Annotated in this window: 24 protein-coding genes and 2 tRNA genes; 22 read left to right on the top strand and 4 right to left on the bottom strand. The window is 64.9% G+C overall.

Going from position 1 to position 19,317, the window contains the following annotated elements; genetic code table 11:
* The first annotated feature begins 70 nt into the window (after nt 1-70).
* The 9 genes from HLH48_RS07140 (at nt 71) to HLH48_RS07100 (ending at nt 6,827) form a co-directional block, all read left to right on the top strand.
* Entirely contained in the window at nt 71-415 is a 345-nt protein-coding gene (locus HLH48_RS07140) for a hypothetical protein (RefSeq protein WP_182996806.1), read from the top strand.
* Nucleotides 412-642, top strand: a complete 231-nt coding sequence (locus HLH48_RS07135; RefSeq protein ID WP_182996805.1) for a hypothetical protein — start codon at nt 412-414, stop codon at nt 640-642. The genes HLH48_RS07140 and HLH48_RS07135 overlap by 4 nt, the downstream gene beginning before the upstream one ends.
* Nucleotides 643-835: 193 nt before the next feature.
* Complete coding sequence (locus tag HLH48_RS07130; RefSeq protein WP_182996804.1) at nt 836-1,585, top strand: hypothetical protein; 750 nt, start codon at nt 836-838, stop codon at nt 1,583-1,585.
* A gap of 87 nt (nt 1,586-1,672) precedes the next feature.
* A complete protein-coding gene (locus HLH48_RS07125; RefSeq protein WP_246387086.1) occupies nt 1,673-1,948 on the top strand; it encodes a helix-turn-helix transcriptional regulator in 276 nt (91 codons plus the stop codon).
* Nucleotides 1,945-2,577 carry a hypothetical protein gene (locus HLH48_RS07120; RefSeq protein WP_182996803.1) on the top strand — a complete coding sequence of 211 codons (633 nt, stop codon included), beginning with the start codon at nt 1,945-1,947 and terminating at the stop codon, nt 2,575-2,577. The genes HLH48_RS07125 and HLH48_RS07120 overlap by 4 nt, the downstream gene beginning before the upstream one ends.
* Nucleotides 2,574-3,143: a hypothetical protein gene (locus HLH48_RS07115; RefSeq protein ID WP_182996802.1), complete on the top strand. Its 570-nt coding sequence runs from the start codon at nt 2,574-2,576 to the stop codon at nt 3,141-3,143. Before HLH48_RS07120 ends, HLH48_RS07115 begins: the two co-directional genes overlap by 4 nt.
* Entirely contained in the window at nt 3,140-4,174 is a 1,035-nt protein-coding gene (locus HLH48_RS07110; RefSeq protein WP_220795029.1) for a DUF7146 domain-containing protein, read from the top strand. The genes HLH48_RS07115 and HLH48_RS07110 overlap by 4 nt, the downstream gene beginning before the upstream one ends.
* Entirely contained in the window at nt 4,171-6,078 is a 1,908-nt protein-coding gene (locus HLH48_RS07105) for a DUF927 domain-containing protein (protein ID WP_182996801.1), read from the top strand. Before HLH48_RS07110 ends, HLH48_RS07105 begins: the two co-directional genes overlap by 4 nt.
* Before the next feature lie 194 nt (nt 6,079-6,272).
* Nucleotides 6,273-6,827 carry a recombinase family protein gene (locus tag HLH48_RS07100; RefSeq protein ID WP_182996800.1) on the top strand — a complete coding sequence of 185 codons (555 nt, stop codon included), beginning with the start codon at nt 6,273-6,275 and terminating at the stop codon, nt 6,825-6,827.
* A 656-nt stretch (nt 6,828-7,483) separates the two neighbouring features.
* On the opposite strand, the gene HLH48_RS07095 is transcribed toward HLH48_RS07100, so the two are convergent.
* Nucleotides 7,484-7,559, bottom strand: a tRNA-Ala gene (locus HLH48_RS07095).
* Nucleotides 7,560-7,807: 248 nt separating this feature from the next.
* Nucleotides 7,808-8,446 (bottom strand): Maf family protein, encoded by a 639-nt coding sequence (locus tag HLH48_RS07090; RefSeq protein ID WP_246387083.1) that lies wholly within the window; start codon nt 8,444-8,446, stop codon nt 7,808-7,810.
* Between the two features lie 431 nt (nt 8,447-8,877).
* Between HLH48_RS07090 and hemE the strand changes: the two genes are divergently transcribed.
* Genes hemE through HLH48_RS07065 form a run of 5 tightly spaced genes read left to right on the top strand, consistent with a single transcriptional unit; the run spans nt 8,878 to nt 12,700 of the window.
* Nucleotides 8,878-9,945, top strand: a complete 1,068-nt coding sequence (hemE, locus tag HLH48_RS07085; protein WP_182996798.1) for a uroporphyrinogen decarboxylase — start codon at nt 8,878-8,880, stop codon at nt 9,943-9,945.
* A complete protein-coding gene (locus HLH48_RS07080) occupies nt 9,942-10,661 on the top strand; it encodes an HAD family hydrolase (protein ID WP_182996797.1) in 720 nt (239 codons plus the stop codon). Before hemE ends, HLH48_RS07080 begins: the two co-directional genes overlap by 4 nt.
* A complete protein-coding gene (hemJ, locus tag HLH48_RS07075; protein ID WP_182996796.1) occupies nt 10,658-11,107 on the top strand; it encodes a protoporphyrinogen oxidase HemJ in 450 nt (149 codons plus the stop codon). The genes HLH48_RS07080 and hemJ overlap by 4 nt, the downstream gene beginning before the upstream one ends.
* Before the next feature lie 36 nt (nt 11,108-11,143).
* Nucleotides 11,144-12,028, top strand: coding sequence for an aldose 1-epimerase family protein (locus HLH48_RS07070; RefSeq protein WP_182996795.1), 885 nt, complete (start codon nt 11,144-11,146; stop codon nt 12,026-12,028).
* A 3-nt stretch (nt 12,029-12,031) separates the two neighbouring features.
* Nucleotides 12,032-12,700, top strand: a complete 669-nt coding sequence (locus tag HLH48_RS07065) for an SOS response-associated peptidase (protein WP_182996794.1) — start codon at nt 12,032-12,034, stop codon at nt 12,698-12,700.
* Nucleotides 12,701-12,773: 73 nt separating this feature from the next.
* On the opposite strand, the gene HLH48_RS07060 is transcribed toward HLH48_RS07065, so the two are convergent.
* Nucleotides 12,774-12,849, bottom strand: a tRNA-Ala gene (locus HLH48_RS07060).
* Between the two features lie 127 nt (nt 12,850-12,976).
* Here HLH48_RS07060 and HLH48_RS07055 point away from each other — a divergent pair.
* From HLH48_RS07055 to HLH48_RS07045, 3 genes are all read left to right on the top strand, one after another.
* Nucleotides 12,977-13,285 (top strand): YggT family protein, encoded by a 309-nt coding sequence (locus HLH48_RS07055; RefSeq protein WP_182996793.1) that lies wholly within the window; start codon nt 12,977-12,979, stop codon nt 13,283-13,285.
* 93 nt (nt 13,286-13,378) lie between these two features.
* The gene (locus tag HLH48_RS07050; protein WP_182996792.1) at nt 13,379-13,822 is read left to right on the top strand and encodes a YjjA family protein; all 444 of its coding nucleotides are present in this window, start codon (nt 13,379-13,381) and stop codon (nt 13,820-13,822) included.
* 258 nt (nt 13,823-14,080) lie between these two features.
* Nucleotides 14,081-14,593 (top strand): UPF0262 family protein, encoded by a 513-nt coding sequence (locus tag HLH48_RS07045; protein WP_264812738.1) that lies wholly within the window; start codon nt 14,081-14,083, stop codon nt 14,591-14,593.
* Between the two features lie 50 nt (nt 14,594-14,643).
* Here the strand turns inward: HLH48_RS07045 and HLH48_RS07040 are convergent, their stop codons facing one another.
* On the bottom strand, nt 14,644-14,967 hold the full coding sequence (locus tag HLH48_RS07040) for a RidA family protein (RefSeq protein ID WP_182996791.1): 324 nt from the start codon (nt 14,965-14,967) through the stop codon (nt 14,644-14,646).
* A gap of 93 nt (nt 14,968-15,060) precedes the next feature.
* Here HLH48_RS07040 and HLH48_RS07035 point away from each other — a divergent pair, with 93 nt between their 5' ends.
* From HLH48_RS07035 to ptsP, 5 genes are all read left to right on the top strand, one after another.
* Nucleotides 15,061-15,513, top strand: a complete 453-nt coding sequence (locus HLH48_RS07035; protein ID WP_182996790.1) for an HPr kinase/phosphorylase — start codon at nt 15,061-15,063, stop codon at nt 15,511-15,513.
* Between the two features lie 130 nt (nt 15,514-15,643).
* The gene (gene rapZ / locus HLH48_RS07030) at nt 15,644-16,699 is read left to right on the top strand and encodes an RNase adapter RapZ (protein WP_264812737.1); all 1,056 of its coding nucleotides are present in this window, start codon (nt 15,644-15,646) and stop codon (nt 16,697-16,699) included.
* The gene (locus HLH48_RS07025; RefSeq protein ID WP_182996788.1) at nt 16,696-17,151 is read left to right on the top strand and encodes a PTS sugar transporter subunit IIA; all 456 of its coding nucleotides are present in this window, start codon (nt 16,696-16,698) and stop codon (nt 17,149-17,151) included. The genes rapZ and HLH48_RS07025 overlap by 4 nt, the downstream gene beginning before the upstream one ends.
* 6 nt (nt 17,152-17,157) lie before the next feature.
* On the top strand, nt 17,158-17,478 hold the full coding sequence (locus tag HLH48_RS07020) for an HPr family phosphocarrier protein (RefSeq protein WP_182996787.1): 321 nt from the start codon (nt 17,158-17,160) through the stop codon (nt 17,476-17,478).
* A complete protein-coding gene (gene ptsP / locus HLH48_RS07015; protein WP_182996786.1) occupies nt 17,465-19,315 on the top strand; it encodes a phosphoenolpyruvate--protein phosphotransferase in 1,851 nt (616 codons plus the stop codon). The genes HLH48_RS07020 and ptsP overlap by 14 nt, the downstream gene beginning before the upstream one ends.
* The last annotated feature ends 2 nt before the right edge of the window (nt 19,316-19,317 follow it).

The raw sequence follows: 19,317 nt of genomic DNA, 5'->3' as shown, positions 1-19,317 counted from the left end.
CTCCGTCGCCACCGCTGTCGGGCCGCTCAGGCCTGCATCTGCCCGGCCTGCCCCGGCGGGGTCGGATGATATGCTGGTGGCCGAGGCAGCGGGATATTTCGCCGCCTATCTGGCTTCGGAAACCCACCCGGCCACCCGTATGGTGATCCCACCGCCGGCGCTCATGGCGGACCAGGAGGCGACCATTGACCGGATATGGGCGCATGCCGAACGGGTTGCCAACCTGCCAGCACATGGCCTGTCCGGTCTGCAAGCCAAAGCCCGCGTCCTGATGCGCGAAATTGACGAAAGGAAATGGACCAGGCGGGACGGAACCATGATGCCGCCCTCCGAACCGCCGTCCGATATTGATGTGCAGAAATCTCTGGCCTGGTCCCTCTGCGCCGACCTGCTGCGAATGGAGGTCGGCTCATGAAGCGGAAGTTCGTCTATTCAGCTCAGCACATCGAGAATATCGAGCGCGTGAGCAATGATCTGTCCAGCCTCGCCACCCTCCTGCGGTGGGCAGGAAACGCGGCAGCGCAGACGATCGGCTCACCCAGCGAAGCCGATTTCTCCGCACTGGGCTGCGCGGTATCGTGGGCCGGCCATCAGATTGAACAACGCTGCGCCATCATCAATGACATGGCAGCGGACAGATGATTGCCGCCCCGACGATCTGATGCGCCCCCACCGCCATGCCGGCGATGTTCCGTCTTTGTGCTTGCGGCGGCTGTCCAGCGGCGCGATGCTCAGCGCCGGCGCGGCTAGGTTTGGCCGCCGAACGCCGGGACCCCACGACTGGCCCGCCGCGCCGCACCCGATCATACGTGGGGGCGGCCGTCGTGGGGCGGAAATGGATGAAGACGAAACGCCGCCCCTCTCGGCGCGACTGACGGAACTGCATGAGAAAGCCCGGAGTGGCCCTCTATCCGTCGATGACGCGGAGCGCGCATTCGGGGACCGCGAGATGGTCGAACGGCTGCTGTCCCTGGAAGAACGGGGGTTTATTGCGCTCCCTATCGTCACTGCCTACACGCCGAAGCTACGGATCGAGGCGGACCGGCTCCGTGCGGAGTTGAACCGCCGCCTGCGGGACAAACTGGCAGCGGGCGAGCTGGTCGCGACGGGCTTTCCGGAAGGCGGGGGCAATCATCTGGTGCCCGTCGCGCTGCCGGCAGAGATGTGGACATATGCCGAACTGTTCGCATGGGGTGATGACGCGGTTCGTGACGGCAAGGTGATCGTCAGAAACATCAGGATTTCCACGACCAGTGCGGAGATGGAACGCTCGCGCATCGGTGCTACCCCCACCGCCAGTAATAACCAAGGAAAAGCGACGGCAGCAGTCGTAGCAGTGTCACAGGCGAAGCGTGGGCGGCCCCGATCGCATGCGGGCACGCGAGCAAGAGAAATTGCACATGAGATGCTCCTGCATCATGGGGCAGGCTTCCACCAGGATCCTGGGGATACTCTTGCCGATCGAGAAAGGGAGTTAGCGGAAAGGCTCGAGGGGGAGGGGTTCACACTCAGTGATAGCCAGATCCGGGCGATCCTTCACGAAGTGGCCGCCGATATATCCGCCGATAATACCGAAAAATCATAATCGGCCATATCGGCTGACATAGGGCGGCCCACCCGCACATCTTGGCATCGTTCGGGCGCATCCCGCGTCCGCAAATGCTCAGAACGGATGATGATCGTGGATCACACGAACTCGGTTGTTGAAACCCGATCGACGGCAGCCCCGGTGCGCCTCGTCGTCTCGGAAGGGGAAGCCGCCGCGATGCTGAATATGGCGCCCCGCACATTGCAGGGAAAAAGGCTGGATGGTTCCGGACCGCCCTTCGTGCGCCTGTCCGATCGCCGGATTGGTTATGCGGTGGCGGATTTGCAAAGCTGGATCGCCAGCCGGTCCGTGCGCTCGACCAGCGAAGCGACGGTGCGTCGCATCGGCGGTGGGCAATGATGGCGGTGGCGCTCACGACAGGCCCGGCGCCTCATTGCGACATGGACGCATCATCCTTCGATGCCTCCCTGCTCGGCAGGGCTGTCCGGGTTATGCGCGACCTGCTCGCCGACCCGGCGGCGATGCCGGACCGGGCGCTGCGGCGGCATAGTCTGCCGCTCAGCCTGCACTCCTTCGACCTCAATATGCTCTGGCTCTGGTCCGAACCGGTCGCGGCCTTCCTGGATACCGTCGCCGGCCTCGATCGCCTGGGCAAAGCGGCGGTAACCGGCAGCGGTGCCGCTTATATGGTGGCGCTCAAGGGTCTGGTGCGCCGCCCGCTCTCGAGCGCCCTGGCGGCGCTGCGGGTGGCGTTCCGGCAACCACCGGAGGCGGCGACTATTGAACAGGTCGGCCGGATCGTGCTGCACGATCTGCGGCCCTCCCACCGCGGGATTGCGGCCGATCTGACAGCCTTCCGGGACGAACCGCTGCCATGTCGGCTCGATCTATGGCTGGAGGAACTGAACTGGCCCGTGCTGGTCGAAACAGCGGAAGGCCGGGACAGGGCGGTCAGAACATTGGTCGCCGGTCTCTCGGGCCTGACCATGGGCGCGATCCAGCGCGAAATGCGGAGGATCGCGGCATGACGGGCCATTCATCTCTCCCTATGGTGACAACGGGATTTCCCAATGTGGATGTCACCGAATTGAGGCTGCTCGATCAGGGTGATGGAACCATTTGGTTTGAAGGCAAAAATTGGGAACCAACCGAGAACTTCCTTTGCTCAATCAGTGAATTCAGCATGGGAAGGTTTCATGTCGAAAGTGATATTGCGTGGATGGGATGGGCAGGCCGCCCATGGATAACGCGCTCTTCTGTATCACTCCTCTCCACGCGACATGATTTGTGGTCTCCCCTGGATCAGGCTTGGGCGTTCTACAATACGTTCCTTGTGAACAAGGGAGGTATCCCGGCAGACACGCGGCATGTCTTCATGGAGCCGGTCCTTACGTCGTTCCGTGCCGCCATCGAGGCGGAAAGCGTGCTTCGTCCCATCCTCGACTGGGTGGATCGCCATGACTGGTCAGCGATCATGCACGGCGCAACCACGTTCGATATGGCCGCCGGCGCTGTGCTTGCAGGCCATGCCACCGTCGAATGGGAAGACCAAAATACTCCCGTCATCCGCCTTCGTGAGGCCCTGGCATCATGAGGCACAGCGCCGCCACTCTTGCCCGCCTGCTGGCCGAACGGGCACCCACGCTGGTGCGCGAGCTGTTACCGAACGGCCGGCGTGACGGGACAGAATGGCGGTGCGGATCGCTGGCGGGTGAACGCGGGCAATCGCTCGCCGTCCACCTGGGCGGGACACGATCCGGTGTATGGGCGGATTTCAGTTCGGGTGAACGGGGCGATGCTCTCGATCTGGTCGCGGCCGTCCTCTACGCCGGCGATCGGCGGGAGGCGATGCGCTGGGCCACGCGGTGGCTGGGGCTGGACGATAATCCGGCGGCCCCGACAGTGCGCCGCCCACCGCCGGCGGCGCGCCCCACCGAAACCGACGCGGATGCCCAGGCCCGGCGGGGCGCGGCCCGTAAGCTCTGGCTGGCCGGGATGCCGGTCAAGGCCGGTTCGCCGGTGGCCGCGTATCTGGCCGGCCGGGGCGTCGATCTGGCTGAACTCGGCCGCGCGCCGGGGGCATTGCGCTTTCATCCCGATCTCTGGAATGGCGAAAGCCGCCGGGCGTGGCCGGCAATGGTCGCGGCGATCTGCGCGCCCGATGGCGCCATGGTGGCTGTTCATCGCACCTGGTTGGCACCGCTGCCATCCGGCGGCTGGGGCAAAGCACCGCTGCGGGACGCCAAGATGACGCTCGGTTCCTATGCCGGCGGCTGCATCCGTCTATGGCGTGGCGCATCAGGTAAGCCGCTGGCAGCGTCTCCGGCTGGCGAGACGGTGGTGCTGGCGGAGGGGATCGAAACCGCTTTGTCGGTGGCGGTGGCCTGCCCGGAGCGGCGGGTTTTGTGCGCGGTTTCCCTGGCGAACATGGCGCGGGTCCAGCTACCGGCCGCCATCGGCACGGTGATCCTCGCCGCCGACAATGATTCTGGCAATCCTGCCGCACGGCGGGCGCTCGATACCGCCTGCCAATGGTTCCTGTCCCAGGGGCGCGCCGTGCGCCTCGCTATGCCCGAAACAGAAGGGCGGGACTGGAACGATGTCCTGCAAGATGAGACCATATGAGCGAAGGTAAGGGCAAAGGCGGCCGCAAGGCCGTGCGCGACGGCATCGAGAACGGCAAGGTGGTCCAGTTCCGGCCGGAGCAGGCGACAGCATCGGGTGCGGCGGCACCGGAGAGCGAAGACCGGCGGTTCCGTTACCTGGACAGCGGGATTTGGCGGCGCAAAGGCGATAAGGAACTGGTCTTCATCTGCGGGCCGGTCGATGTCCTGGCGGAGTCTCGGGACGAAGAAGGCCAGAATTGGGGCCTGCTGCTCGCCTGGCATGACCGGGACGGCAAGCGCCATGATGAGGCATTTCCACGTGCGCTCTTTGCGGGCGACGGCAATGAGATCAGGAGCCGGCTGGCTGATGGCGGCCTGACGCTGGGCGCCGGCACGGCGGCAAAGGCTGCTTTCCTCGAATGGTTGTCGAGCCTGACCAGCATGGACCGGGCGCGGAGCGTGACGCGGATTGGCTGGCACACCTTTGGCGGGCGGTCCGCCTTCGTCCTGCCGGATGAGACGATCGGCGAAGCGGGCGAACGTGTCGTCTTGCAAACGACGGATCGGGAAGCGTCGTTGTTCGGAGTGGCAGGCACGGTCGAAGACTGGCGTAGGGAGATCGGCGCCATGTGCGCGAAGAACTCGCGCCTGGTGTTCGCCGCGTCCTGCGCCTTCGCGGCGCCGTTGCTCGGGCTTCTGGGCGAGGAAGGCGGTGGGATTTCGTTCAAGGGTGACAGCCGGGTCGGTAAGAGCACGGCGCTCCGGGTCGCCGCGTCCGTCTGCGGCGGCACGGGTCAGAATGGAGCTGGCGGTTATATTCGGTCCTGGCGCTCGACCTCGAACGGCATCGAAAGCACCGCCCTTGCATCATGCGACGTGCTGCTCCCCCTGGACGAAATGGGGCAGCTCGATCCGCGCGAGGCGGGGGAGATCGCCTATCTGTTATCGAACGGGCAGGGAAAGGCACGATCGACCCGAACCGGCGGGGCGCGGAACGTGGCCCGGTTTCGTATTCTGTTCCTCTCCACGGGTGAACTGGGCCTGTCGGATCTGAACCGCGAGGCGGGTAAGACGACCAAGGCCGGTCAGGAGGTGCGGTTTGCCGACCTACCGGCGGATGCCGGAGAGGGCATGGGCCTGTTCGAATACCTGCATCATGAGGACACGCCCGACGCCTTCGCCCGCTATCTCCGGGCCGCCACCGGCCGGACTTACGGCGCGCCGCTACGGGCCTTCCTGCGCCAGCTCACAGATACGATGACACGGGAGAGCGAGGACGAATTGCGCCTCCGCCTGCGCGCGCGCATCGCAGATTTGGCCGAAAGCTGGCTGAAGGACTATCCGGCGGCATCCGGACAGGTGCGTAGCGTAGCTGCCCGATTTGCTATGGTCGCGGTCGGCGGTGAGCTGGCCACCCAATTCGGCCTGACTGGGTGGGAGGACGACGTGCCCGGCGTCATGGCCGGCTTGTGCTTCACGGCCTGGTTGACCGAACGCGGTACCGCCGGCCGGCGCGAAGAAGAACAGGCGGTGCAGCAGCTCCGCGACTTCATCTCGAAACATGGAGAGGCCCGGTTCGAGCGTTGGGTCGATAACGACAAGCCGGAGGGGCAACAGGTCGAGGCTTCGGACCTGCCGCCAGGCGAGAGGTTCCGTACGCAGAATCGCGCTGGCTGGAAGCGATGGATCAAGGAAGCCGATGAACGGTCCACCTGGCGCTTCTTCCTGCTGAGCGAAGGCATGGCCGAAGCCCTATCAGGGCTGAACCAACGGAGTGCCAAGGCCGTCCTGGTTGAACGCGGATTTCTGCTGCCCGGTCGGGACGGCAAGATGGCGGCCCTGATCTCGCCACCTGGACACAAGAAGGTGCGGGCCTATGAGGTGGCGGCAGCCATTCTTGGATCTGATGAGGGGGATCGGTAGATCGGCCACCGCTCTACCGTCATCGCCATGCTCTGAACGCATGGCTTTAGACTGTCTTATTTGAGTATACCTCAACGAGGCGTCTCATAGCATTTCGAAACGTGAGGATTTTCCTGTCTCATTAGGGTTGTGTTTCACCATATAAGACGCCATAACAGGAATGTCTTAACCCTAATGAGACATTCGAGGCGATCATGAGCACAACATATGGATATGCGCGGGTCTCGACCACCGATCAGGACCTTGCCATCCAGCACGACGCGCTCGCCGCCGCCGGCTGCACGACGATCCGGTCTGAGAAAGCATCTGGCACCTCGACCAAAGGGCGGACCGAGCTTCGTATCCTGCTCGACTTCATCCGCGAGGGTGACACGTTGGTCGTGACGAGAATCGACCGCCTGGCGCGCTCGATCGCTGATTTACAAGCTATCGTCATTGAGCTGCGCACGAAGGGGGCGGCCCTGCGCTGCACCGAACAGCCGGTGGATACCACGACCTCCGCCGGCAAGGCGTTTCTCGACATGCTGGGTGTGTTCGCCGAGTTCGAGACGAATCTCCGCCGCGAACGGCAGCTTGAGGGTATAGCCGCCGCCAAGGAACGGGGCGTCTATAAAGGCCGTAAGGCATCGATCGATGTCGAGCGCGTGCGTTCGCTCCACGGTCAGGGCGTTGGGGCATCCGAGATAGCCCGACAGCTCGGCATTGGCCGGGCCAGTGTCTATCGTGTCCTGGAAGGCGCAGCCGACTGAGCGCGGGTGCTGCGGGCGGCACAAGGTTTTTTCCCGGATTTCGAACCCAATATGGGTGCAGGCGGACAGCGACAGACGCCGAGACATGCAACGTTTGCATGTCTATCGGACGGCCTGACAGGCTGATAGTCGCCCGCTCGGAGGCATGACCAACCACTGATCTCTCGCCGATAATGGCGGAAAACCGCCAATTCATGCTCTACCGCTGGAACACCTTTGGGAATGGTGTTCCAGCTTCTTTCAGAAAGGTGTTCCTTATAACCATATGATAAATAATAATAAATAAGGGTTGGAACACCTAGAACACCCGGAACACCTTTTTTGGGCATGGGTGGAAAGAAGCCAAGGCATCGTGAAGGAAGATCCACCGATTGCCATGCCATAAGTGCATAGCTTCACGTTGCATTGCGAGCACCGCCACAGCGCTTGACCAGGGGTAGGGGGGTCGAAACCTGAGCCCCCTATCGATGTGGACCGTGTTCCCCCACTTCATGTTTCGCCGCGAAATTCTGAGAACTTTTTTTGGGGGCGGGTCGTGAATAGCCTGGGGGAGGCCCGCCCACTCAAACGGCAGCGAAAGAGTCCGGATTGAGTCCGGAGGACCCAACCGCACCTGTTCGCCAACCTGCTGATTTTGGAAATTTGTAGGTTGGGACTGGTGGAGCCAATCGGAATCGAACCGACGACCTCCTGAATGCCATTCAGGCGCTCTCCCAACTGAGCTATGGCCCCGTCCAACCGGCCCGCGCCGTCTTGGCGACGTGCGGGTGGGCGGGGTATAGCCGCGCCCCGTTTCCTTGGCAAGCCCTGGCCGGGGATATTTTTCCCACCACTGCCACGTCGGGAAAGGTCCCTTCTTTTTCTGAAGAAAAAGAAGCAAAAAGACTTTCATTCATTCAGGAACATCATCTGCCCCAGGCACAAAGCTCCCGACCAAATCAAAGTTTTTGGTTCTTTTTTTCAAAAAAGAACGGAAATCCCTACGCCCCGACCACCCCATGCTGACGCAGGAACCCCAACAGCGACAGCATGGGCAAGCCAAGAATGGCGGCATGCTCGCCCGTCACCCGTTCGAACAGGTGAATACCCGGCCCTTCCAGCCGATAGGCCCCGACCGAAGACAGAACGGCATCGCCTTCCACATCCAGATAGGCATCGAGAAACGATTCGGAAAATCGCCGCATGGTCAGTTCCGGCCGGGCGACGTGCCGCCAGATCACCTGCCCGCCGCGCATCACCACCACCGCGCAGTGCAGACTGTGCTCCCGCCCGCGCAGGTCCAGCAACTGGGCCCGCGCCCCCGCGCGATCGACGGGTTTTTCGAACCACGCCCCATCGCATTCCAGGATCTGGTCGGCACCGATCACCACGCAATCGGGCTCCAAAACACGCCGCGCCTTGAGTTCGGCAAGCAGCAGCGCGCACTCGCCAGCCGACCGGCCCTCGGCGAATGCCGACTCCCGCACCATCGCCTCGTCGATGCGGGCCGGCCGGGTTTCGACGCGGAGTCCCGCCTGTTCCAGCAGGTTGCGCCGGGTCGCCGACTGGCTGGCAAGTACTATCCGGGGCGACTCGGCCTGTAGAAGAGTCGCGATTAGTACTAATGACGAGTCGCTCATGCGCTGGCTCTCCGTACTGAAAAAAAGAAACCCTGTGATCGGGCCGAACGAGTACTGGGGTACATGGGGATAGTACTCCATACGCTTCTTGATCGTACCGAGTACCGTGGACAACCCTCACAGGCACCGACACGGTGGGTTGTACACAGCCCCATGTCGGCATCTTCGGGATAACTCGCCTAACCGCATGAATCCGGGTGTGAATGAAACTGTACACCCTGTGGGAAAGACGGGGTACGTTTTTGGAAATGCGGGTACCCCGTCATCCACAGGCCCTATCTACCCCCTCAGCATTTCTTTCTTCTTATTTCATGTTTAGAGGTTGGTCCCGAAATCTGGTGACGGCGTACCGGACCTTGTCGGCCGGTCCTGTCATCCACGACGAAAGTACGGGATAGTCCCGCGATGAACGATCTGACGGCGGACAGGCGATGACGGATACAGGCAAACCCCTCCTGCGGGTCCTCCAGGGCGAGGCCGTCTGGCCGCCGCCGCTCTGGCTGATGCGCCAGGCCGGTCGCTACCTGCCGGAATTCAGGGCCCTGCGCGATCAGGCGGATTTCATCACCCGGTGCATGACACCCGATCTGGCGACCGAGATCACCCTGCAACCGATCCGACGCTACGCCATGGACGGGGCGATCCTGTTCTCCGACATCCTGATCCTGCCGTGGGCGATGGGCCAGTCGCTGGAATTCGTGAACGGCACCGGGCCGGTACTGGGGCCGATCCGTAGCCAGGCCGATCTCGATCGCCTGGATCCCCGGCGGGTGCCCGAGGCCACGGCGCCGGTGATGGAAACACTGACCCGCCTGCGCGCCATCCTGGACGGGCCGGAGACGATCGGCGCGGCGCAGGGCGGCCGCACCACGCTGCTGGGCTTCGCCGGCGCGCCGTTCACGGTGGCGTGCTACATGGTCGAAGGCCATGGATCGCGGGAATTCGAGGCGACGCGCGGCATGGCCTATGCCGATCCGCTGCTGTTCGACCGCCTGATGGCTCGCCTGACCGAAACCACGGCCGCGATGCTGGTGGCGCAGATCGATGCGGGGGCCGAGGCGGTGATGCTGTTCGACAGTTGGTCGGGCCTGCTGCCGCCCAGTCAGTTCCGCCGTCACGTCATCGCACCGACCCGCGCCATCGTGCAGGAAATCCATGCCCGTCGGCCAGGGGTGCCGGTGATCGGCTTCCCGCGCCTGGCCGGCGTGATGGCGACGGAGTATGCGCGCGAGACCGGCGTGCGGGTCCTCGCGCTGGATACCGGCGCCGACATGACGGCCATGAGCCATCTGCTGCCCGGCAATGTGACGGTCCAGGGCAATCTCGACCCGTTGCTGCTGCTGGCGGGCGGCGACACGATGAGGCAGGAAGCACGCGCCATTCGCGACGCGATGAAAGGCCGGCCGCATGTCTTCAATCTCGGCCACGGCGTGGTGCCGGCCACGCCACCCGACCATGTCGGCGAACTGGTCAAGACGGTCCGGGAGATCGGGCAATGAATCCCGCAGCACTCCCCAAGGCCGTTCGTCCGGATGGGTGTCTCCGCCTGGTGATTTTCGATTGCGACGGCGTGCTGATCGACAGCGAGGGACCGTCCTGTCGGCTGGTGGCACGGGAACTGCGCCAGATCGGCCTGGAATACGATGACGAGGAGGCGGTGCGGCACCTGGCCGGACGCGCCCTGACCCGCATCAAGACCGAGGCGGAGGCACAGACCGGCCGCAAGCTGCCCGACGACTGGGCGACGATCGTGCAATACAAGCTGGTCGATCTGATGCGGGAGGAGGCGCGCGTCATCGACGGGGCGCACGACATGCTGACGGCGGTGATCGGGCTCGACCTGCCGATGCGGGTCGGCTCCAATTCCTCGATCGCCGAGATGGACGTGAAATTCGCCCGCACCGGCCTGGACCGGTTCGTGGCCGACCGGGTCCATTCGGCCCGTGACATGGGCAAGCCGAAGCCCGATCCGGCCGTCTATCTCCACGCGGCGGAAACCGAAGGCGTGCCGGCGGACGAATGCATCGTGCTGGAAGATACCGACACCGGCGCCAGCGCCGCGCGGGCCGCCGGCATGGCCTGCGTGCTGCTGCGCCCGCTCGATCTGCCGGCGCCGGACTGGCCGGGCCTGTTCCGGATCGGGCACCTGTCGGAATTCGCCCCGTTCCTGGAGCGCATCCAGGCAGCCCAGGCAGAGTATGGGGGGCGGCCTTGATCACCGGATTCCTGCCCTGGCTGGCCTGGTTCAAGGCGCTGCACGTGATGTCGCTGATCGCGTGGATGTCGGGCATGTTCTACCTGCCGCGCCTGTTCGTCTATCACTGCCAGACCCGGCCCGGTTCCGCCGAGAGCGCGCGGTTCCAGGTGATGGAGCGCAAATTGCTGCGCCAGATCATGAATCCCGCCATGATCAGTACAGTCCTGTTCGGCATTCTGCTGGCGCTGACACCCGGCACCGTCGATTGGCATGCCGGCTGGTGGTATCTCAAACTTGTCTCCGTGCTGGGTCTGGCCGGCTTTCACGGCGCATGCGCCCGCTGGCGGCGCGACTTCGCCGAGGACAGGAACACCCGGCCGGAAAATTTCTATCGCGCGGCAAATGAAATTCCGACCATCCTGATGGCGGTTGCGGTGATCATGGTGATTGTCCGTCCGTTCTGATTTTAAAAAAAATGTGTTGGCACAGGGGAGAATGCAATGACGGATCATGTCTTCGGCTCAGGCCGGATCACGGCAAGCGTTGCCGGACACGGCGCGGAATTGCAGTCGCTGACCGACGCGGCGGGGCAGGAGCGTCTGTGGACCGGTTTGCCGGCTTGGCCCCGGCGCTCGCCGGTGCTGTTTCCCATCGTCGGCCGCCTGCCGGACGACACCGCCTGGATCGATGGCCGGCCCTTTCACATGACCCAGCACGGTTTCGCACGTGACCGGGCCTTCGCATGGCAGGATCGCCGCGCGGACGGATGCACGCTGGTCCTGACGGACGATTCAGAAAGCCACACGATTTTTCCGTTCCGCTTCGTCCTGGCGCTGGATTATCAGGCCGAAGGCGATACGCTGCATGTGCGCTACCACCTGCATAATCCCGACCCGACGCGGATCTTGCCAGCCTCGCTGGGCGCGCACCCGGCCTTTGCCTGGCCGCAGCGACAGGGCGTGGCGAAGCAGGACCATGTGCTGACTTTCGAACGGCCCGAACCCGCGCCGATCCGGCGGATTGCCGGTGGCCAGCTCCAGCCCCAGTTTTTTCCCACACCGATCACCGGACGGACATTGGCCCTGTCCGACGATCTGTTCATCGACGACGCCGTGATCATGGATGCGCCGGCCAGCCGCAGCGTGCGTTTTCACGCACCGGACGGCACCGGCGTGACGGTGGCATGGGAAGGCTTTCGCGAACTGGGCCTGTGGACCAGGCCGGGCGCGGATTTCCTGTGCATCGAACCCTGGTACGGCTTTACGACACCCCAAGGCTTTTCCGGCGATTTTACGAACAAGCCCGGCCTGCTGCATATCGACCCGGGCGAGGACTGGCACGGCTCCTGGTCGGTCACGCTCGACCCGGCGTCCCCATCCGACTGAACGATGTGCGGGCGCTTCGCCAATAGCCTGTCGCTGGAGCGCATGCGGCAGGCCTTCCATATCGCCGTCGGCTCCGCGCCCGACTGGCTGCCCTCATGGAACATCGCGCCTCGCCAGCCGGCGGCGGTGGTGCGCCGCCACCCGGTCAGCCTCGATCTCCGGCTGGATCTGCTGTTATGGGGGCTGGTCCCCAACTGGGCGCATGACATGGGCCGGCAGCCGATCAACGCAAGGGCGGAAACCGTCGCCACCTCCGGCATGTTCCGCGCCGCCTTTCGCTCGCGTCGCTGCCTGGTACCGGCAACGGCCTATTACGAATGGCAATCCGGCCCATCCCCCAGGCAGCCCTGGGCATTCGCCCGATGCGACGGCAAACCGCTGGCGCTGGCCGCAATCTGGGAATCCTGGGAATATGAAGGCGACATCCTGCGCAGCTTCGCCATCGTCACCACGCAGGCCAACGCGGCAACCCGCCCCATTCACGACCGGATGCCCGTCATCATCGCCGAACAGGATCGCGATACATGGTTCAGCGCCCCGCCCGCGATAGCGGAAGGATTGCTGGCCCCGGCACCGGACGACACGGTAAGGGCCTGGCGGGTCGGGCCCCGGGTCAATAATGCAAGGCAGAACGGGCCGGAACTGCTGATACCGGCCGACGAGGCAGGATAAACGTCATCCCGCACCGGACATCCGACGAACCGGAGTATGTTCATCATAAAAATCAAGGAAATATCAAGGCAAGTGGTGGAGCTGAGGGGAATCGAACCCCTGACCTCCTCATTGCGAACGAGGCGCTCTCCCAACTGAGCTACAGCCCCACTGCCCGACGGGGTGGATAAATAGCGGGTGCTGGATGTTTGTCAAGCATGATTGGCCCCGGCCAGTGTTGTATGCGCCGAAAGGCTTCGATACACTTGCGGCCCGTCCAACGTAGGGATCATCACGTTGCTCACGCTTATCTTCGGCCTGCTGTTCAATATCATCAGGCTTTATACATGGGTGGTCATCCTTTCCTGCGTGTTCAGCTTTTTGTACGCATTCGGTGTCCTGGATACCCGCAACCAGATCGTCTGGTCGATCGGCCGGTTCCTGGATCGGCTGACCGAACCCGCACTGCGGCCGATCCGCCGTATCCTGCCCGTCACCGGCAATATGGATTTCAGTCCGCTGGTGCTGCTGCTGCTGATCCAGTACCTGCTCACGCCGCTGGTCCGCCAGCTTTATTATACCTTGGCCGCCAATGCGGGATTCTGACCGGCCGGGTGGATTTTATTCGCCTGTTTCGGCGTCTTCATTCATATTCTGGCCACATCCACAGGTTATGCGTGACGGAGAGCGAAAAAAAGGATGAGATGCGTGAATAATCATTTCGTTGCCTTGTCGTTTGCGGCCGTGATGGCTGCGGCCTCGCTTTCCGGGTCACGCTCCGCACGCGCCCAGATGCCCTCGATGCCCGGCATGTCGGACATGGGGCAGGGCCTGATGGGGGGCGCGATGGGCTTGCCCTCGGTTTCCTCCGCCGGATCCAGCAATCTGGTCGGGCTGCTGGGCTATTGCGTGCAGAACAATTTCCTGGGCGCCAGCACCGCTTCGCCGGTCATGAGCGCATTGGGGCAGAAGGCTGGGATCAGCGGCCAGGGCGACAGCGCCTACCAGGCCGGGCAGCGTGGTCTGCTGGACGTCGGGAACGGCAAGAGCTTCTCGCTCGCTTCGGCGGGGCAGGGTATCAAGCAGCAGGTGACGCAGAAAGTCTGCAACATGGTGCTCAGCCGGTCGCAATCGCTGCTCTGACCGGCCGCAATCGTACCCGGTTCGACCTCGGGAATGCTCGCTGTCGAACCGGGCATGCGGTTTCGCACCCTTTTTTCCCCTCCGGATTCGGTCTCACTCACTTGTGATTGAAATCTGAAACGGCCCGGTCCGGAAGCCGGACGACGATCGGAGCGTTGTCTTGCAATCCCCTCGTGCCGGGGACACGCCCGATATACCATGGCGTGACACGGAGTCCCGCTACGGGAGCAAGGCGGGACAGGACGAAGGGGGGGGGCAGTGAATCCATTACACGACAACCCGGCGCAAGACGGCGGAACGACCGGCCCCACTCTACTGGCGCGCGTCGTGCTCGAAGATATCGAGAACGCGCTGACCAACAGCCGGGCGCGACAGAACGACGTCAGCCAGGCGATCGCCGACCTGCAACAGACGGCCCGCTTCGTGCCCGAGGGGCTGGCCGGCCCGTTCATCCTGCATCTGTCGGTTCAGACCAACGGGCTGGTCTTCGATGTGCGCGACGCGCATGACCGGCCGTTGCGCATCTACCGGATCTCGCTGACGCCGTTCCGCCGCCTGATCAAGGATTACGTCCTGCTGGTCGACAGTTTTGACGAGGCGGTGCGCGAGGGCAACACGATGCGCGTCCGCGCGATCGATATGGGGCGGCGCGGCCTGCATAATGACGGCGCGGCGCTGATGGTCGAACGTCTGCGCGACAAGATCGACATGGACGACGAAACCGCCCGCCGCCTCTTCACGCTCGCCAGCATTCTCCAGCAGCGGCGCTAGGGGCCTGCCCGGACATGTTCTGGCCTGTCGGTTTCACCCGGCTCCCAGACTCAGCCCTGCCGGGGGTCGACCACGAGTTCGATCTCGATCTGGGCTCCGGGCGTGTCGAATCCCGTGACAAGCCGCAGGGTGGTTCCGGGCCGGCCCGCTCCGAACGCCTCGCGCAGCAGCGGAAAGCAGGACGGAAACCCGTCGGTATCGCGCAGCAGGAAGATGATTCGCGTCACATCCTCCAGCCGGTAGCCGTCGCGCGCCAGGGCACGGGCGCCACGGTCCAGAGCCAGCCGGCATTGTTCCATCAGACCGGGCGGCTCCGCCTCGGTTCGTGGATCGATGCCGATCAGGTGCCGCACATGGATCTCCTGGTCCGTCATGCCGTGCGCGCTCTCCCAAGTCGGACATAAAATAACGAAAACGTCATATTCAGTTTACGGTAAATTTCAACCCTGGGGCGCACTGAAACGGATATGGAACGGTTACGCCCACCAAAGGTTCAGGTCCATGCGAGTTGCGCGGCGCGCGACGGGCGGGGGGTCCTGCTGCTCGGCCCGTCGGGCATCGGCAAGTCGGACCTGCTGCTGCGCCTGGTGGACGCGGGCTATGATCTGGTGGCCGACGATCGTGTCGATCTGGCGGGCGACCAGGCCTCGGCACCCCCCGCGCTGGCCGGGTTGATCGAGGTCCGCGGACTCGGCATCGCCCGCCTGCCCTTCGTGGCGGCGGCCCGCGCGGTCCTGGTCGCGCGTCTGGTCAGGCCGGAAGACAGGCCCGACCGCCTGCCGGTCCCGGCGCACGACCCGCTGACCGGCCTGCCGGAAATCCGGCTGGACCCGGCATTGCCCTCGGCCGTGGCGCGGGTCAACCTGGCCCTTGACGCTCTGGCCGGTCGTTGCAAGATTTTAACCTTCGAGCAATTGTAATCCATACGCCTCTTCCCATTTCGGCTCTTTCAGTGCCCCATATGCGGGGGACGGTATTGTGGGCCCGCCCGACACGCAGGCCGCCCCGATGCCCGAAGGTGTCCGGCCTTTTGTTCAGCCAGGATTTCCCGTGACGGATTCTTCACTCGACGGAGTACCGGCGCCGCGCCGGATCCTGCTGGTCACCGGCCTGTCCGGTGCGGGAAAATCGTCGATCCTGCGTATCTTGGAAGATCTGGGATACGAGGTGATCGACAATCCGCCGCTGGGCATGCTGGACGAAATCGTGACCCGCGCGGAACAGCCGGTGGCGATCGGCGTGGACTCGCGCACCCGGGGGTTCGACGCGGCGGCGGTCCTGGCCGCGCTGGGGCGCCTGCGCGTCAATCCAGACCTCCAGGCCGAACTGATCTACGCAACCGCCGAGGAAAGCGTGCTGCTGCGGCGTTATACCGCCACCCGTCGCCGTCATCCGCTGGCGATGCGCGGCGCGGTCAAGGACGGGATCGAGGCGGAAATCGACCTGACGGCCCGCTTGCGGGCGGCCGCCGACATGGTCGTCGACACCTCGGACCTGCCCCCCCCGGAGCTGCGGCAGGTGATCGAGACCCGGTTCGCCCCCCGTAGCGACCGCTCCGGCGGCGGATTGACCGTGGCGCTGATGTCCTTCGCCTTTCCCGCCGGCCTGCCGCGCGAGGCCGACATGGTGTTCGACGCCCGCTTCCTGCGCAATCCCTATTACGTCCCGGACCTGGCGGCCAGAACCGGCCTGGACCCCGAGGTCGCGGACTATGTCGCCGCCGACCCGGACTATCCCCGCTTCCTGGAGCGGATCAGCGGCATGCTGGGGTTGGTGCTGCCCCGCTTCGTGCGCGAGGGCAAGAAATACGCCACCATCGCCATCGGCTGCTCCGGCGGCCGGCACCGCTCGGTCACGCTGGTCGAGGCCCTGGCCGAGCGTCTTGCGGAATGCGCGGGAACATGCGACAGGCCAGGAAAGATGTCGCATATTGACATCGCTCCGGAGCCGTCCGATGTCCATTCGGACGGGACGGACGGACAAGGTGCATGGTCGGTTATCGTCATGCATCGGGAACTGGCGCGGCAAGGCAGATATCGCTGGCGATGGGCCAGCCGGCCAAGGGAGCCTGTTACGGACGTCGTGGAAGGGCGATATTCTTCATGATCGGAATGGTCCTCGTTACCCACGGCGCGTTGGGCGAGACACTCAGGCGCGCGATGGAGCATGTGGTCGGACCGCAGGAACAACTCGCAACGCTGAATGTCGAGGCTGGGGACGACCCGGTGCTGAGACGCGTGGACCTGGAACAGGTGATTGCCGGCGTCGATACGGGCGACGGCGTCCTGCTGCTGACCGACATGTTCGGCAGCACGCCGTCGAACCTGGCCATCTCCATGATGGAAAACGCGCGGGTCGAGGTCCTGGCCGGCGTGAACGTGCCGATGCTGGTCAAGCTGGCCCAGATCCGCAATGCCCATACGCTGGAAGAATGCGCCGACCTGGCCGAGGGCGCCGGTCGCAAATACATCTCCACCGCCTCGCACCTGCCGCGGCAATGTCTGGGCGGCGCCCGCAGTTGCCTGCTGGGCGAGCAGCGGGCGGCAGCGGTCGGCTGACGGCGCGTGTCCGGCACCGGCACGTCCCCCGGCGGGCTCGATCCGCAGGACCCCGATGTCCTGTCCGTAACGGTCACGATGGTCAATCGCCGGGGCCTGCATGCCCGCGCGGCGGCCCGCCTGGTGACGGTGGCGGAACAATTCGATGCCAATGTCGAAGTCCGGCGTGCCGATCAGACGGTATCGGCGCGTTCGATCATGGGGCTGATGATGCTGGGGGCCGGTCGCGGAGAATCCGTGACGCTGATGGCCACCGGATGGGATGCCCATGCGGCGATCGAGGCCCTGGTGGTCCTGATCGAGGCTGGCTTCCATGAAGACGACTGATCGTCCGGAGCCGGTTCCCCCCCGCCGCCGACGGCGCCCGGCCCGTTCCGCAGCTCCCCCCGAAATCCGCCTGATGGGCGATGCGACGGTCGGCGGTGTCGCCATCGGTCCGGCGATGCTGGTGCTGGAAAGTCCCACGCCGGATATCGACCCCACGGCCCGCGCCGACGATCCGGACCATGAACGGGCGCGGCTGGCCGAGGCGATCGAACGATCGGTGCGCCAGATCGAAAGGCTGCGCGACCGGCTGGCCATCCTGCCGGAAGATGGTCAGATCGAAATCGGCTCGCTGCTCGAAGTCTATCGTCGGATGCTCGGCCCGTCGCGCCTGCAACGCGGGATTCACGACCGGATCACCCGGGGCGGCCGCACGGCCGAACTCGCCGTGCGTGAAGAAACCGAAAGCCTGGCGCAGGCCCTGCTGCGCGATGCCGCGGGGGCCGGCGGCGAGGATACCGCCACCGCGCAGCGCCGCGCCGGCGAATTTCGCGAAATCGGCCAGCGCCTGCTGCGCAATCTGGGCCGTGCGCCGTTCCGGTCCTTCAGCGCGGTGCCCGCGGGCACGGTGCTGGTGGCCGAGCAACTGCGTCCCGCCGACGCGGCGCTGATCGATCCCTCGCGCATCGTCGCGGTCGCGACCGAAGAGGGCGGGTCGACCGGCCACACCGCCATCATGCTGCGCGCGCTGGGCATCCCCACGGTATTGGCCGCCCACAGGTTGACCGCCAGCGCGCGTGACGGCGCGACCATGGTGGTGGACGGCACGACCGGCCAGGTCGTGATCGACCCGACCGAAGACACATTGGCGGTCGCCCGGCGCGGCGTGGCCGAGCACGCGCGCGAACGCCAGGCGCTGGGCCGCCTGCGCCGCCTGCCCGCCCGCCTGTCCAGCGGCGAGAAACTGCAATTGCAGGCCAATCTGGAACTGCCGGCCGAACTGCCGCTGATCGCGCAGTCCGGCGCCTCGGGCATCGGCCTGCTCCGCACCGAATTCCTGTTCATGAATGCCATGACCATGCCGGACGAAGACCGGCAGGCCGCGATCTACGCCGAGATCATCGGCACCATGGCCGGTGACAGCACCACGATCCGCGTCGTCGACTGGGGCGGCGAGAAGCACAGCGATGCGCTGGAGCGCGCCGGGCTGAACCAGGAAGGCGACACCATCAACCCCGCGCTGGGCATGCGCGGGCTGCGCCTGCTGCTGCGCTACCCCACCGTGCTGGAAACCCAGTTCGCCGCGATCCTCAAGGCTTCCGTCGCCGGACCGGTGCGGGTCATGCTGCCCATGGTCACGACCGTGCTCGAACTGCGCGAGGCCCGCGACCTCTATCATCGCGTGGCCCGCAGGCTGCGCCGCAAGGGGGTGCCGCTGGGCGACACATTGCCGCCGCTGGGCATCATGGTCGAAACCCCGGCCGCCGCCATCATGGGTGACGCGCTGGCGCAGGAGGCCGAATTCCTGGCCATCGGCACCAACGACCTGACGATGTACACGCTTGCCGTGGACCGGGCCTCGGCCGATGTGGCATCGCTCTATCACCCGCTCCATCCGGCGGTGCTGCGCCTGATCCAGGCCGCGACCGAGGCCGCGCTGCGGCAATACCGCCCGATCTCGCTGTGCGGCGAGATCGCGGGCGACCCGCGCGTGGTTCCGCTGCTGGTCGGTCTGGGCCTACGCTCGTTCTCGATGACCGCCTCCGCCGTGCCCCGGGTCAAGCGCGCGGTGCGCGCCCTGTCCTTCGAAGACTGCCGCCGTCTGGCCCATCGGGTGATGGAAGCCTCGGACGTGGTCGAGGTGACCCGCCTGATCGACGATTTCGCTGCCGGAGCCTGACG

Origin of the sequence: Gluconacetobacter sacchari (assembly GCF_014174255.1) — a bacterium.
In the GTDB taxonomy this organism is placed as follows: domain Bacteria; phylum Pseudomonadota; class Alphaproteobacteria; order Acetobacterales; family Acetobacteraceae; genus Gluconacetobacter; species Gluconacetobacter sacchari.
This window is presented reverse-complemented; position numbering and strand designations above follow the sequence as displayed.